The organism is Candidatus Neomarinimicrobiota bacterium (assembly GCA_041154365.1).
Lineage (GTDB): Bacteria > Fidelibacterota > Fidelibacteria > Fidelibacterales > Fidelibacteraceae > Fidelibacter > Fidelibacter multiformis.
The window spans coordinates 599,498-613,390 of record AP035449.1 but is presented as its reverse complement, the minus strand read 5'-3'; the positions used below and the strand labels follow the sequence as shown (position 1 = coordinate 613,390).

The window sequence follows — 13,893 nt, the reverse complement described above, 5'->3', positions numbered from 1 at the left end:
AATTTATTGCACTTTCTGGTCCGTTACATCGACATACCGCCATCCACCACAAAGGTCTGACCAGTGATATAGGCGGCCTCTTCCGAGGCTAGAAAAACTGCCAATCCTGAAACATCCCGGGGTAACCCAAAACGTTTCATGGGAATGGAATTTAAGAAATTTTCTTTTACCTGATCGGGTAAATTTTTGGTCATATCTGTTTCGATGAAACCGGGAGCGATGGCATTGACACGAATATTTTTTCCGGCGGCTTCCCGTGCTAAAGTTTTAGTCAGGGCAATCACGCCAGCCTTTGAGGCACTGTAGTTAGCCTGTCCAATATTACCGTGGAGTCCAACAACTGAACTGATATTAATGACTGTCCCACCCTGCTGAGCCATCATCATCCGGACCGCCTTACGACACATATAGAAAGTCCCGTTCAGGTTCACCTGTATCACGGCATCCCAGTCGTTGTCTTTCATCCGGACTGCCAGTTGATCCCGTGTAATTCCTGCGGCATTTACCAGACAATCCAATGCAGAAAAACGGGATTTTATTTCTGAAAACAACGCATCAACTTCCATAGATACAGAAATATCACACACTAAAGGAGTTACCGGTCCGTAAGCTGACAAATTTTCCGCCGCTGATGAAAGCCGTTCAGGATTTTTTCCCACAATGATAACCCGGGAGCCGGATTTGAGAAAATGCTCGGCGATGGCATAACCAATGCCCCGGCTACCACCGGAAATCAGGATATTTTTATCTTTCACATCACTCTTCATGTTCCAGCACCGCAAGATCTCCACACAAATCCTGAAGGTCCGGACAACCGGAGACTCCTTTTACTTCCACGTCCGGATTGATCCGGTGAATCAGTCCCTGAAGCACCTTACCTGGCCCTACCTCAATAAAGCGTTCAAATCCGTCTGCAATCATCCGGTTAATCTGATCCACAAAAAGCACAGGATTTACAATTTGATCAATAAGATTCTGCCTGATTTGATCCGGTGTTTCAGCAATCTGTCCGTTCACATTGCAATACACGGGAATATTCGGTGAATGGAATGGAATGTCAACTATCATTTTTTCCAGTTCATCTTTCGCCGGAGTCATCAGATGGGAATGAAAGGCACCGCTGACATCCAGTTGAATGGCACGGGTGGCTCCCAGTTCTTTTGCAATTTTCATAGCGGCCTGGACTGCTTCCACGTCACCGGAGATGACAATTTGTCCCGGTGAATTGATATTGGCAATCTGTGCCCGGCCATATTCTGCTGCCCGTTGACAGGCTTCTTCAACCTTTTCCCGTTCCAATTTCAATATAGCCGCCATGGCACCAGGATTTTGTTCGCCTGCAATTTGCATGGCTTTTCCCCGGACATTCACCAGGCGGAGTCCATCCTCAAAAGAAAATACCCCAGCCGCATAAAGAGCTGAATATTCACCCAGACTGTGGCCGGCTGTTGCACGATAGGGAAAATTCATTTTTTTCAGAAGTGTAAACAAAACAGACGAAACAGTATAAATCGCCGGCTGGGTCATCCGTGTCTGTGTTAAATCAGAAAGGGGACCATTAAAACATTTGTCGGCTAAATCATATCCTACAATATCGTTGGCTGTATCAAACATTTTCTTCGCCGGGGAAAACGCCTGATAGAGATCCCGTCCCATCCCGACAACCTGTGAAGCCTGGCCGGGAAAAACAAGGGCGGTTTTTAATGTGGAATCCATGGTACATCTCCTCTGTGCAACATATAAACAGAAAAGCGGACAATTATCCGCTTCCTGTCATTTATCGTTGATCTGTGGAGAAAAAAGTCATTTTTTTAACTTTCTTTCGGTGTAATCACCGGTCTTCCTTTATAATAACCACAGTTGGGACACACATGGTGAGGTAACTTCGCGTGCCCGCATTGGGGACAGTTCTGATAGGCGGGGGCATCCACCGTATAGTGTGTCCTTCGTTTTGCACTCCGTGCATGGGAATGTCTTCTTTTAGGATTCGCCATCTAATTCTCCGAATTTTCAATTTTCATTTTCAATGCTCTTAGTTTGTCCCACCGGGGATCCGGACTGCCTGTTTCATGGGAACAGGTCTCCCTGTTCAGATTCGCTCCACATACTGGACATAATCCCTTGCAGTCGGGGCGGCAACGTTTTTGAATTGGCAGTGCCAACAAAAGCTGATCGCGTACAAAATCACTGAAATCGATACTCAGTGCTTTGGGGGAAATATAAATGACTTCCTCCTCATCAGGATCTTCCGGTTCCGGACCACTGTCTGCAAGCACTTCGAAATGTTCTTCAAAGTGGCGCTCAAACTCATCCAGACAGATGTCACAAGTCAGTCGGACATCCACTTCCAGTGTTCCACGGGCAAAATATTTTTGACCCAGAGAATAGATATGAATGGATGCAGTAACCCGCCCAAACTGTTCCGGAAGCCCAATGGCTGCCGATCGCTCATCAAATTCAAAGAGCTTTTCCTCGTCGGAAATATGTGAGAGCAATATTTCCATAAGCCGGTTAAATTATTATATCCTCGAATAAGAGTCAAGACGGAAAGCAAATCTTACACAACACAATCGTGTTAGTAATCTTTGCGCATATAATCGATCCAGGTATCCTGTCCGGTCTTATCCTTAATCTGTTCAGCCACTTTGCGTGCATCAGCCCGGTTTGTAAAATTCCCGACACGAACCCGATACCATACCTTATCCGTATGACTCAGGTAAGCATTCTGGATATAGGCATCAAATCCGGCATCCTGGAGATCTTTCATGGCTTTTTGGGCTGTTTTGTAGCTGGTCCAGCTGGATACCTGTATGGTGTACCGGCTTTTATCACTGGGTATTCTGTTGGCTGCTTCCTGGGCAGATACATCAGGAGCCGGTTTGCTGACCGGTGGTTTAAAGGATTTCTTCTGTTCAGCCGTCGGCTCAGGTGCCGGTTCCCAGGTTTCCTCTTCGGCTACTTCAGCAGGTTTTTCAGGTTCAACCGGTTCTTCTTCCACCACTTCAGGGGCTTCTTCTACGACCTCTCCGGCCAATGTAACTTCATAGATAAAACTTTCATCTGTTTCTTTACCCGTTTCATCAATCATCACAACGATTACTTCATAAGTTCCCGGCACATCCGGGACGAAGGTTACCGCTTCTGCGTAGTCCGAGGGTTCAAAATCACGGGGATCCAAACGGGATTCAGCCGGCTTTTTCTTAAATGCCCACTGAAACTGGGTCACGTTTTCTGTATCTTCCTGAATGGTGACATCAATGGGTTCACCTACCGTACCGTGATATTTCTTGGCACATGCGGAAAAAATCAGTAAAACGCCTAAAAGCAGAACTATAGCAAAAAGGGCCTTTTTCATGATAACCTCCTGTTACATAATGAATACTATTAAATAAGGTCAATATTTGCAAAGAAAAAAGCAATTTCTTTTTTTGCATTTTCGGGAGAATCGGAACCGTGTACGGCGTTCCGGCGGTTGTCTTCTCCATATTTGTGGCGGATGGACCCCTCCTCCGCTTCCCGGGCATCTGTTTTACCAATGATATCCCTGAAAGCGTCTACTGCATCTTCTTTTTCCAACACAAGGGCTACGGAAGGACCACTTGTCATAAATTCAATCAGAGGCCTAAAAAAGGGTTTGTGTTCATGTACTTTGTAGAAACTCTTTGCCTGATCTTCTGTCAGCTGCACCTTACGAATACCATGAATCACAAATCCGGCCTGGATACAATCATCCATAATTTTTCCGGTATACCCTTTTGAAACGGCATCAGGTTTGATAATACAGAGTGTATAACCCATGTTACTTCCTTTCTTTTATCAGATCATGAAGTGTTTTCCCCATGAGGGCAGGATTTTCAATGACGCAGATTCCTGCTTCCTGAAGCTGCTTCATTTTGTCCGAAGCCTTGCCTTTCCCACCGCTGATGATGGCACCGGCATGACCCATCCGTTTTCCAGGCGGAGCAGTCTGACCGGCAATAAAGGCAGCCAGAGGTTTGCTAAAATGTTCTTTTGCCCATTCTGCCGCTTCTTCTTCCGCTGTTCCCCCGATTTCTCCGATCATGAGGACGGCCTCGGTTTGATCATCCTCTTCAAAAAGCCGTAAAAGATCGATATACCGGGATCCAATGATCGGATCCCCCCCAATCCCAACGGCTGTGGATTGACCGAATCCTTCCTCTACCACCTGGGCAACGGCTTCATAAGTCAGGGTTCCCGACCGGCTGAGGATACCTATGCTCCCTTCCTGGTGAATAAATCCCGGCATGATACCTGCCTTGGATTTCCCCGGGGAAATCACACCCGGACTGTTGGGGCCGATTAGTTTTGCCGACGTATCCTTTAAAAAGCTTTTAACCTGTATCATATCCTGAACAGGAATCCCCTCTGTTACACAGATAATCCACTCCACCCCCGCGGCTGCCGCTTCCATGATTCCATCTGCAGCAAAAGGTGGCGGGACAAAAAGGATGGATATATTGGCTCCCGTTTTTTTTACGGCGTCATGCACTGTATTGAAAACGGGGACACCCTGCTCAGTGTTTCCACCTTTTCCCGGTGTCACACCGGCCACAACCTGTGTACCATATTCCAGCATCTGTGCCGTATGAAACTGTCCCTCTTTACCGGTAATTCCCTGGACAACAATCCGGGAGGATGAATCCAATATAATACTCATGCCTTTCCTCCTCTTTCCTGGGCTGCCTGAACCACTTTTTGTGCCGCATCCGCCAGGGTATCAGCCACAATAAACGAGAGAGGACTTTCCCTGAGCAATGTGGCAGCTTCTTCAGCATTGGTTCCCTTGAGCCTTACGACCACCGGAATGTGTACATCTACCGTATTCAGGGCTTCGATAATCCCCCGGGCCACCCGGTCACAACGGACAATCCCACCAAAAATATTGATAAGGATTGCTTTGACTCCCGGATCGGAAACGATAATCTGAAACCCCTTGGCCACGGTTTCGGCGCTGGCTCCCCCACCGATATCCAGAAAATTTGCCGGGCTCCCCCCGTAGTACTTAATAATGTCCATGGTGGCCATGGCCAAACCGGCTCCATTCACCATGCAACCCACATTCCCTGTCAAAGGGATATAACTTAAACCGGCTTCTTCAGCCATTTGCTCACCCTCTTCCAAATCGGATGTATCTTTATAAATCTCCAATTCCGGATGTCTGTATAAAGCATTTTCATCAAAATTTATTTTTGCATCCAGGGCAATGAGAAAAGATTCATCGGTTAACACCAGGGGATTGATTTCCACCAGGGAAGCATCCAGCTCAGTATAGAGCCGAATCAGGTTTTCAAAAATGCGCCCTGCCATGTCCCCTTCCTGCCGGGAGAGTTTCAGAGCAGCTACAAGCCGACGTTTCTGAAAGGGCAGCAATCCTGTGGCCGGATGAATAGGTTCGATGTGGATTTTTTCCGGTGATTCCTGTGCAACCTTCTCAATATCCATCCCTCCTTCTGTGGAAACCATGAGGATATTTTTCCCTGCAGACCGGTCCGTGATCATGCTGACATAAAATTCTTTTCGGATCTGTATCCCCTCTTCCACAAGCAGGGTTTTTATTTTTTTTCCACCACCGCCTGTCTGATGTGTGATCAGGCTTTTACCCAGAAGGTCGCGACTTATATCGGCAACCTCATCTGCTGAATGAACAATTTTCACACCGCCGGCTTGTCCTCGCCCTCCGGCATGGACCTGTGCCTTGACAACAAGAGTGTCCGTCCCCAGCCATTCTGCCACAGAACGGGCTTTTTCAACTGTTTTGGCAATATCACCCCGGGGGACGGGAATATGATATTTTTGAAAGAGTTCTTTTGCCTGGTATTCGTGAATCTTCATGTATCCTCCTCTCAGTCGGGGACGATGCGTGTTCCGGTTAGACCATGCAAGGCATCATCAATCCGGTCCAGAGACGTGATGGTCACCGACTTTCCACCCCGCTCCAGAAAGTGTATCGCCCCATGGATTTTGGGGCCCATGGATCCGGGAGGAAAATGTCCTTCCTCATCAAATGTCCTGGCTTCAGAAAGGGTAATCTGTGAAAGATAAGTCTCCTGAGGCGTTCCGAAATGAAGAGCAACCTGATCCACACCTGTGAGTATAAACAGTTCGTCGGCTTTGATTTCATCAGCCAGGACTGCACTGGCCAGATCTTTGTCAATCACGGCATCGAAACCTTCCAGATGTCCCTTTTCATCATAATACACAGGAATGCCTCCACCACCGGCGGCAATTACAATAGCTCCGCCATCAATCAGATGACGGATAAGGCGGGAATTGATGACCTTTACAGGTTGGGGTGACGGTACTACACGTCGCCACCCTTTTCCATCTACATAGCGGACTTTCCAGCCATGTTTCTTTATCAAAGGCTGAATATCTTTCTCTGTGAAAAATTGTCCGATAAATTTGGTGGGGTTTGTACAAGCCGGATCATCCTTATCGATAAGAACCTGCGTGATGACGGTGACAACTTCCTTTTTCATACCGGCATCGTGAAGCTTATTTTGCAGGGATTGTTCAATCATATAGCCGATACTTCCCTGTGTGTCGGCCACAAGCACCCCCAGGGGAGTTTCCGGAACAATGCCCCGGGCCAGCTCCACACGCTGCAGAGCATTCCCTACCTGTGGACCGTTTCCATGGGAAATGACCAGCCGGTACCCGTTCCGGATAAAAGTCAGCATTAAATCCATGGATTTCCGGGTATTGGCAAACTCCTCATGAATATTGCTTTTACCCCCGGGGGATATGGCGTTCCCCCCGAGGGCAATAACTGCTGTTTTACCGGATCGCCTCAACGGATAAAATCCCTGAGCAGATCTTTCAATGTCGGTTCGCCGATTTCCTGGAGCTCATAGGTGACCCGGACAGACGGTTGTTTGATTTTGATTACCCGGCGCAGATCAATCGGGGTTCCGATTATCACCACATCACACTCTGTTTTGGCAATGGTTTTTTCCAGATCCCTCATTTGCTGTTCTCCATAACCCATAGCCGGAAGAAGAATGCCGATATCGGGATATTTTTCAAAGGTTTTGGTGATGCTTCCCACAGTAAAGGGACGGGGATCCACCGCTTCAGAAGCTCCGTACTTTTCCGCTGCCACCATGCCGGCGCCATACTGCATTTCACCATGGGTCAGGGTTGGGCCGTCTTCCACAACCAGTGCCCGTTTCCCTTTGATGAGTTCACCGTCTTCCACAAAAATCGGGGAGGCCGCATCGACAATACGTGCATGGGGATTGATCTCGCGAACGGTTTGACGGACTGTTTCCACATCTTCCGGATTGGCGGTTTCAATTTTATTGATTACGACAATATCCGCCAGGCGGAGGTTTGTTTCTCCCGGATAGTAGGTGGTTTCATGTCCCGGTCTGTGAGGATCCACAACCGTAATGGTCAGATCTGCCTTATAAAAAGAGGTGTCATTGTTTCCACCATCCCAGAGGATTACATCCGCCTCTTTTTCTGCTTCCCTCAGAATTTTCTCATAATCCACACCGGCATAAATCACACTACCCATGGCGATATGGGGTTCATACTCTTCCATCTCTTCAATCGTACAATCATGCCGTTTAAGATCGTCCAGTTCCGCAAAACGTTGGACGGACTGTTTCACCAGATCCCCATAGGGCATGGGATGACGGATTGAAACCACTTTTTTCCCCATTTCCTGCAGGGCTTTAATGACCCGGCGGGTTGTCTGGGACTTACCGCATCCGGTCCGAATGGCTGTGATGGCAATCACCGGTTTTGAAGATTCAACCATGGTTTTATTGCCCCCCAGGAGGATAAAATCCGCTCCTGCTGCATTCACCCGGGATGCTTTGTGCATAACATTCTCATGGGATATATCACTGTACGCAAAGTTGACAATATCAATTTTATGTTTATGAATCAAATCCACCAGATCGGCTTCATCATAAATGGGAATCCCATCAGGATACAGGTGTCCTGCCAGTTCCGCAGGATATTTTCTTCCATCGATATCGGGAATCTGAGTCGCTGTGAAGGCCACCACTTCATAGTCCTCATTATCCCGGTAATAGGTGTTGAAATTGTGAAAATCCCTTCCGGCTGCACCCATAATCAGGACTCTTATTCGTTGTTTCATGCTTACCTCTCTTTTTGTTCTTTTGACGTTTTATTTTTTGCTTTTTTTACTTTTCTGATTCCTCCGTGAAACACCAGGGACTCAATATCCTCATAACGGGATACGTAGAAAAAGGTCATTCCGTTTTTCACTTCATCCGGTACACGTACCACATCGCCTTTATTGGCGGCCGGTAGAATCACCTGCCGGATACCTGCCCGCCGTGCGGCTGTAACTTTTTCCCGGATTCCTCCTACCGGGAGGATTCTTCCACGGAGGGAGATTTCACCGGTCATGGCCACATCATGACGGATTTTCTTTTGTAACAAGACGGACAAAACAGCGGTTGTAACGGTCACACCGGCGGATGGACCGTCTTTAGGGATTGCCGCAGCGGGAAAATGGAGATGAATGTCATAATCCAGGAAACGATTTGTTTTGATGCCGTATACATCCGCATTGGCCCTGAGAAAAGAGATCGCCGTGCTGACCGATTCTTTCATCACATCCCCTAATTGTCCCGTCATCTTCTGGCTGCCTGTCCCCTTCATGAGTGTGGCTTCCACAGGTAAGACATCCCCTCCGGATTCGGTGTAAGCCAATCCAACGGCAACGCCCATCATATCCCGGTGAGGCACCTCCTCTTTAAAAACCCGGGGAGGTCCCAGATATGTTTCCAGGTTACGGGTAGAAATATTTACCCGGGGGGTTTCAGGCTCTTCGGCAATTTTCCGGGCAACTTTCCGGCAAATCTGGCTGATGTGCTGTTCCAGCTTGCGGACTCCTGCTTCCATGGTATAATTTTCAATGATGTTTTCCAGGGCTTTAGCCGTAAAACGAATGTGTGCGCTTTTCAAACCGGCGCTTTTTACCTGTCTGGGAACCAGGAACCGTTTGGCAATCTGGATTTTTTCCGGTGTAATATAGCCGGGAAGGTGGATAATTTCCATCCTGTCCAGCAAGGCATCAGGAATGGTAAATTCCTGATTGGCAGTTGCAATGAAGAATACATTGGACAAATCGAAGCTGACTTCCAGGTAATTATCCCTGAAATCAAAATTTTGTTCCGGATCCAAAACTTCCAGGAGGGCGCTGGATGGATCGCCCCGGAAATCCTGTCCAACCTTATCCACCTCATCCAGCATGATCAGAGGATTTTTTACTCCGATTTTCCGGATATATTGGATAATACGCCCGGGCATGGCACCAATATAGGTTTTGCGATGACCCCGAATTTCAGCTTCATCGTGCATGCCCCCCAGAGAGAAACGGATGAATTTCCGTCCCATGGCCCTGGCAATGGATTGTCCCAGAGAGGTTTTGCCCACTCCGGGAGGCCCGACAAAACACAGAATGGGACTTTTGGCCTCCTTATTTAAAGAGAGGACAGCCAGAAATTCCAATATCCGGTTTTTAACATCTTCCAGGCCGTAATGGTCCTTATCCAAAATAGCGGCTGCTTTTTTCAGTTCCAGCAAGGCATCGGTTTTTTTCCCCCAGGGAAGACTCAATAACCAGTCCAGATAATTCCTCCCAACGGAATACTCTGATGAAGAGGGATGCATCAGTTTCAACCGTTCCAATTCCTTTTCGGCGGCATCCCGGGCTTCCTGCGAGAGGGGCAGACTATCCATCTTCCGGTGGATTTCAAGAAGTTCCGGATTGGATTCTTCATCTTCTCCCAGTTCATTCTGTATGGCTTTCATTTGTTCGCGAAGATAATACTCTCGCTGGGTTTGATTCAGGGAAGAACTGACCCGGTCGTGAATTTTGGCATTTAACTCGATCAGTTTCAGCTCTTTCTTCAACAGCCTGACCAAAATTGTCAATCGTTCAGTGATACGGTTTTCTTCCAGAATCTGTTGTTTTTCAGAGACTTTCAAATTCAAAGCAGAGGTGACCAAATCACTGAGTTTGGATGGATCCTCAATGGAAAAAACAATTTCCTGTATTTCTTCCGGAAGCACCGGTGAAAGGGCCAGTATTTGCTGGAAAAGGTCTGCAATTGCCCGGGTAAGGGCTTCAGTTTTCAATGAATCACCGGCTGTTTCAACCAGGGAATGAACCCTGGCTACAGGATAAGGTTCTTCCTTTATAATTTTATCCAGAGTGATACGATGGAGCCCCCGAAGTAAAACACGCATGGAACCGTCGGGGCTCTGAAACATTTTCAGGATCAGACAGGCCACACCCACTTCAAACAGATCGTTGGATTCATCCAGCAAATCATCGGGATTTTTCCGGGCAAAAACTCCCACTATACGATCTGACGTGATGGCTTCCTGAATCAATTGAAGATGGCGTTCCTCCCGGACAACGACGGGAAAAATGATATTTGGGAAGGGGACATTTCCATCAATAGCCAGCAATTTTATCTGATCAGATCCATCAGGAGATTTACGTTTTTTTTTAGGTGATGGCATACGTTATTTTTTCCAAAATATGGTAAATGGGTGAGCTTTTTTATTTATTTCCCGCATCTGCATGCATACTCTCTCTCAGAGATGGGAAGTTAGAGAAAACTGGGGGTTCTTTCAAGCAAATTAGCCTTCAGAAAGCTCTTTCAACAGGGTTTGATAAGTGGCGATCACCGTTTCCATTTCGTGGACTGACCGGCACATATTGGCTTTTTGTCTGAAGGCGGATCCATGGGGAAGTCCTGTAGTATACCAGGCGATATGGGACTTGAAAACTTTATAGCCCTGTTCCGTGCCGTAAAATCTTACCACTTCCCTGAAATGCTGACTCATAAGATCCATTTTTTCTTTGGGAGAAGGATTCTCCGGGATAGCTGTTCCGGTCAGGGCGGCTTTAATTTGTCTGAGCAACCAGGGATTTCCCAAAGCGCCCCTGCCGACCATCACACCGTCGCACCCCGTTTCATCCATCATTCGCAGGGCATCACCGGCGGTACGGATATCCCCGTTTCCGATGACAGGCAGCCGGGTATTTTCTTTCAGCCGCCGGATCAGGGACCAGTCCGCCCGGCCTTTATACCGCATGAGTGTTGTCCGGGGATGGAGAGTGACCAGCTGAATGCCGCTCTCTTCCAAAACCGGAGCAATGTGAGGAATCACCACATGGTTATCATCCCATCCGGAACGTATTTTTGCCGTCACCGGTATCGTTACAGATGATGAAACGGCTGAGGCAATATCCCGAAGCCTTTCCAGGTCTTTCAACAGGGCACTTCCGGCTCCCTTTTTAACCACTTTGGGGACGGGACAACCGAAATTCAAATCGATGAGATCGGGATGAAACGTTTTTTCAATAAAAGTGGCTGCATCCGCCAAAACCTTTGGATCATGACCGAAAATCTGAATTCCTACAGGCCGTTCATTCTCTTGAAATGTCATATAACGAAGGGTTTTCAGATTATTTCGGATAACGCCTTCCGAACTGACAAATTCGGAGTAGCTGATTTCGGCACCAAAATCACGGCAGATCTGCCGAAAAGGCATATCCGTAACACCGGCCATGGGGGCAAGAAAAAGAGGGACCCCGATTTTAAGTTTTTCTAAAAGGAATTGCATATTAATCAGAGAAGATTCCTGAAATGCGTGACGCGATTTCTGCCGCTGTTTTTGGAAACATACAGGGCTTTGTCGGCCTGCTGAATCAGCTTATCGATATCCACTTCGCCCCCAGCCCAGGTTGAAACACCCAGACTCATGGTAATGGGTTTATCCAAGCGGTCATTCAATGCATCCTTGAAGCCTTTTCGAAGCTTTTCTCCCACATACATGGCATTGATTTCATTCACATTGGATATAAAAATGACAAACTCTTCGCCGCCAAACCGGGCCAGGATATCATAATTACGAAGATTATTCCGCATTATTTTTGCGCTTTCGATTAAAATTTTATCACCCGTATCATGACCGAAGGTATCATTGATCCGTTTAAAATGATCAATATCCGTCATGATGATGGAAAAGGGCAAATTCTGACGCCGGGAAAGGTTGATATAAGGCATGATCTGATCATAAAAACTCCGGCGGTTCAACAACTGTGTCAGGTAATCTACTTCCGATAACTTCTTGATCGCTTTCATGGAAAGGACGGTTCGGAGCAAACCGGAGATTTTGAGGGTAAGTTCATCGATATCAAAGGGAATGTGAAGAAAATCATTCACACCCAGATCATAAAGCCTGTGGAACATAACCCGTCTATGCCCTGCAGAGAGGGCTAAGATTGGCAGATTGGCATCTTTGCTCCGGATATTGCTGAGAAGCAATTCTGAATCTTCATCCGGATTGTCCACATTAACAACCACCAAATCATAGGGTTTGGTCTCCAGAAGCTCCTCTGCCCTGGCATAGGTTTCGATAAAGGTTGCTCCATATTTGTATATCTGGCTAATATTTCGAAAGATATTCCGTTCTGTTTCGTCGGGAAGAATGAATAATATTTTGCTCCTGGCATGATTCCTCAGATCGTTAAAAAATTCCGACACTACTGGTCGAATCGGCTGAAAAGGATGGGACATTTCAAGGATTTTCACAACGGGGAAATGGTTATAGGCTTCCAGGACAGATGATTCATGTTCCGGTACCAGTATCATCAGGGGGATCTTCTCACGGTTTGCCAGGGGGAGAATATCCGTCAGCTTGTGATGACAACTGATCATTAAATCCGGAGGATAATGGAGTATTTCATTTTTTATTTCCTGTATATCATGCGGTGAATAGCTTTTTACCTGAATTGTTTCCGTTATTAAATCCTCGCGGAGAAAGGCAATCAGGTCTTCCTGATCACTTAATATCCAGATGAGACGTTTTTCACTGATGTTGGTCATTCGCTTATGGGATCAGCATCCTTCATTGAAGATTGAATCCAATCTACAGTTTTTTGAATCCCCTTTTCCAGTGTATAATTGGGAGAATAGCCTAATTTATCCCGGGATTCCTGTATATCCGCACAGGTATTATTCTGATAAAACGCATAGGGATTGTCAAAATATTCAATGTAATGATCCGTTCCAAGGGCTTCGTTCAGAATAGCTACAATGTCGTTAAAGGTCCTTGAAACACCCGAACCGGCATTGAAAATCCCACTGACACCTGCCGTAGCCGCTTTCAGATTCGCCTGAACAATATCGTCCACGAACACAAAATCCCGCCGCTGATCGCCAAATTTAAAAAGGCGTGGCGTGATATTTTTTCGCATTTTCAGGGCAAGTTGCAGGATCATGGACGCCATTTTTCCCTTATAATATTCTCCGGGGCCATAGACATTGAAGTACCGGAGTCCGACAATATTGTGCTGAAGATCCGGATATTTTTTCAGATATAGGCGAGTCATTTCATCCATCAAATATTTTGAATACCCGTAGACATTTTCTGGAATTTCTCCTTTTCCCACCCTGTTGGGCGAGGGAGAATTTCCATAGACAGCGGCACTTGAGGCATAGACGAGGGTGGCCTGATTGAGGGAGGCAAGATCCAGAAGAAAAGAAAAGGAGTTGGTGTTCACTTCTATCATCTTTTTCTGGTCACTCACCGTTGTATCGGTAATAGCCCCCTGATGAAAAATCACATCAAAAGGCCGGTTTTTTAACTGCTTAAGAATCTTTTCATCCGTCAAATCCCCGGCAATCAATTCACCCTGATACCCGATTAGGTTTTTAAAATGGCCATTCACAAAAGCATCCAAAACGCAGATTTCGGCATCAGGCCAACGAGCGGCAATGGTTTTTACAAGATTTGAACCGATGAATCCGGCACCGCCTGTAATCAGTAACTTCTTCCCGTTATAGTTCATTACGTTAATCCGTCCATCGT

General features: G+C 46.8%; 14 protein-coding genes. All 14 read right to left on the bottom strand.

The genetic code is table 11. The features are described 5' to 3' along the window. Positions 1-23: 23 nt before the first annotated feature. On the bottom strand, positions 24-767 hold the full coding sequence (gene fabG / locus strainIA91_RS02620; protein ID WP_400167547.1) for a 3-oxoacyl-[acyl-carrier-protein] reductase: 744 nt from the start codon (positions 765-767) through the stop codon (positions 24-26). Continuing rightward, complete coding sequence (gene fabD / locus strainIA91_RS02615; RefSeq protein WP_400167546.1) at positions 757-1,716, bottom strand: ACP S-malonyltransferase; 960 nt, start codon at positions 1,714-1,716, stop codon at positions 757-759. The genes fabG and fabD overlap by 11 nt, the downstream gene beginning before the upstream one ends. 95 nt (positions 1,717-1,811) lie before the next feature. After that, positions 1,812-1,994, bottom strand: a complete 183-nt coding sequence (gene rpmF, locus strainIA91_RS02610) for a 50S ribosomal protein L32 (protein WP_400167545.1) — start codon at positions 1,992-1,994, stop codon at positions 1,812-1,814. Continuing rightward, complete coding sequence (locus strainIA91_RS02605) at positions 1,995-2,504, bottom strand: YceD family protein (RefSeq protein ID WP_400167544.1); 510 nt, start codon at positions 2,502-2,504, stop codon at positions 1,995-1,997. Positions 2,505-2,575: 71 nt separating this feature from the next. Then, positions 2,576-3,355: an SPOR domain-containing protein gene (locus tag strainIA91_RS02600; protein ID WP_400167543.1), complete on the bottom strand. Its 780-nt coding sequence runs from the start codon at positions 3,353-3,355 to the stop codon at positions 2,576-2,578. 29 nt (positions 3,356-3,384) lie between these two features. After that, entirely contained in the window at positions 3,385-3,798 is a 414-nt protein-coding gene (gene ndk / locus strainIA91_RS02595; RefSeq protein ID WP_400167542.1) for a nucleoside-diphosphate kinase, read from the bottom strand. 1 nt (position 3,799) lies between these two features. Then, positions 3,800-4,678 carry a succinate--CoA ligase subunit alpha gene (gene sucD / locus strainIA91_RS02590; protein WP_400167541.1) on the bottom strand — a complete coding sequence of 293 codons (879 nt, stop codon included), beginning with the start codon at positions 4,676-4,678 and terminating at the stop codon, positions 3,800-3,802. Further along, a complete protein-coding gene (sucC, locus tag strainIA91_RS02585; RefSeq protein ID WP_400167540.1) occupies positions 4,675-5,853 on the bottom strand; it encodes an ADP-forming succinate--CoA ligase subunit beta in 1,179 nt (392 codons plus the stop codon). The genes sucD and sucC overlap by 4 nt, the downstream gene beginning before the upstream one ends. An 11-nt stretch (positions 5,854-5,864) precedes the next feature. Next, entirely contained in the window at positions 5,865-6,815 is a 951-nt protein-coding gene (arcC, locus tag strainIA91_RS02580; protein ID WP_400167539.1) for a carbamate kinase, read from the bottom strand. Next, positions 6,812-8,131, bottom strand: a complete 1,320-nt coding sequence (locus strainIA91_RS02575) for a cyclic 2,3-diphosphoglycerate synthase (protein ID WP_400167538.1) — start codon at positions 8,129-8,131, stop codon at positions 6,812-6,814. Before strainIA91_RS02575 ends, arcC begins: the two co-directional genes overlap by 4 nt. 2 nt (positions 8,132-8,133) lie before the next feature. Next, complete coding sequence (gene lon, locus strainIA91_RS02570) at positions 8,134-10,533, bottom strand: endopeptidase La (protein WP_400167537.1); 2,400 nt, start codon at positions 10,531-10,533, stop codon at positions 8,134-8,136. Positions 10,534-10,653: 120 nt separating this feature from the next. After that, complete coding sequence (gene dusB / locus strainIA91_RS02565; protein ID WP_400167536.1) at positions 10,654-11,643, bottom strand: tRNA dihydrouridine synthase DusB; 990 nt, start codon at positions 11,641-11,643, stop codon at positions 10,654-10,656. Between the two features lie 5 nt (positions 11,644-11,648). Continuing rightward, the gene (locus tag strainIA91_RS02560; RefSeq protein WP_400167535.1) at positions 11,649-12,908 is read right to left on the bottom strand and encodes a diguanylate cyclase; all 1,260 of its coding nucleotides are present in this window, start codon (positions 12,906-12,908) and stop codon (positions 11,649-11,651) included. Beyond that, positions 12,905-13,873, bottom strand: coding sequence for an ADP-glyceromanno-heptose 6-epimerase (gene rfaD / locus strainIA91_RS02555; protein ID WP_400167534.1), 969 nt, complete (start codon positions 13,871-13,873; stop codon positions 12,905-12,907). The genes strainIA91_RS02560 and rfaD overlap by 4 nt, the downstream gene beginning before the upstream one ends. Between the last annotated feature and the right edge of the window lie 20 nt (positions 13,874-13,893).

Bases quoted from the DNA above. Each gene is read 5' to 3' on its own strand.
- fabD (WP_400167546.1), bottom strand. From the start codon at position 1,716: ATGGATTCCACATTAAAAACCGCCCTTGTTTTTCCCGGCCAGGCTTCA.
- strainIA91_RS02560 (WP_400167535.1), bottom strand. From the start codon at position 12,908: ATGACCAACATCAGTGAAAAACGTCTCATCTGGATATTAAGTGATCAG.
- lon (WP_400167537.1), bottom strand. From the start codon at position 10,533: ATGCCATCACCTAAAAAAAAACGTAAATCTCCTGATGGATCTGATCAG.
- strainIA91_RS02605 (WP_400167544.1), bottom strand. From the start codon at position 2,504: ATGGAAATATTGCTCTCACATATTTCCGACGAGGAAAAGCTCTTTGAA.
- strainIA91_RS02575 (WP_400167538.1), bottom strand. From the start codon at position 8,131: ATGAAACAACGAATAAGAGTCCTGATTATGGGTGCAGCCGGAAGGGAT.
- dusB (WP_400167536.1), bottom strand. From the start codon at position 11,643: ATGCAATTCCTTTTAGAAAAACTTAAAATCGGGGTCCCTCTTTTTCTT.
- sucD (WP_400167541.1), bottom strand. From the start codon at position 4,678: ATGAGTATTATATTGGATTCATCCTCCCGGATTGTTGTCCAGGGAATT.
- rfaD (WP_400167534.1), bottom strand. From the start codon at position 13,873: ATGAACTATAACGGGAAGAAGTTACTGATTACAGGCGGTGCCGGATTC.
- sucC (WP_400167540.1), bottom strand. From the start codon at position 5,853: ATGAAGATTCACGAATACCAGGCAAAAGAACTCTTTCAAAAATATCAT.
- strainIA91_RS02600 (WP_400167543.1), bottom strand. From the start codon at position 3,355: ATGAAAAAGGCCCTTTTTGCTATAGTTCTGCTTTTAGGCGTTTTACTG.
- ndk (WP_400167542.1), bottom strand. From the start codon at position 3,798: ATGGGTTATACACTCTGTATTATCAAACCTGATGCCGTTTCAAAAGGG.
- fabG (WP_400167547.1), bottom strand. From the start codon at position 767: ATGAAGAGTGATGTGAAAGATAAAAATATCCTGATTTCCGGTGGTAGC.
- rpmF (WP_400167545.1), bottom strand. From the start codon at position 1,994: ATGGCGAATCCTAAAAGAAGACATTCCCATGCACGGAGTGCAAAACGA.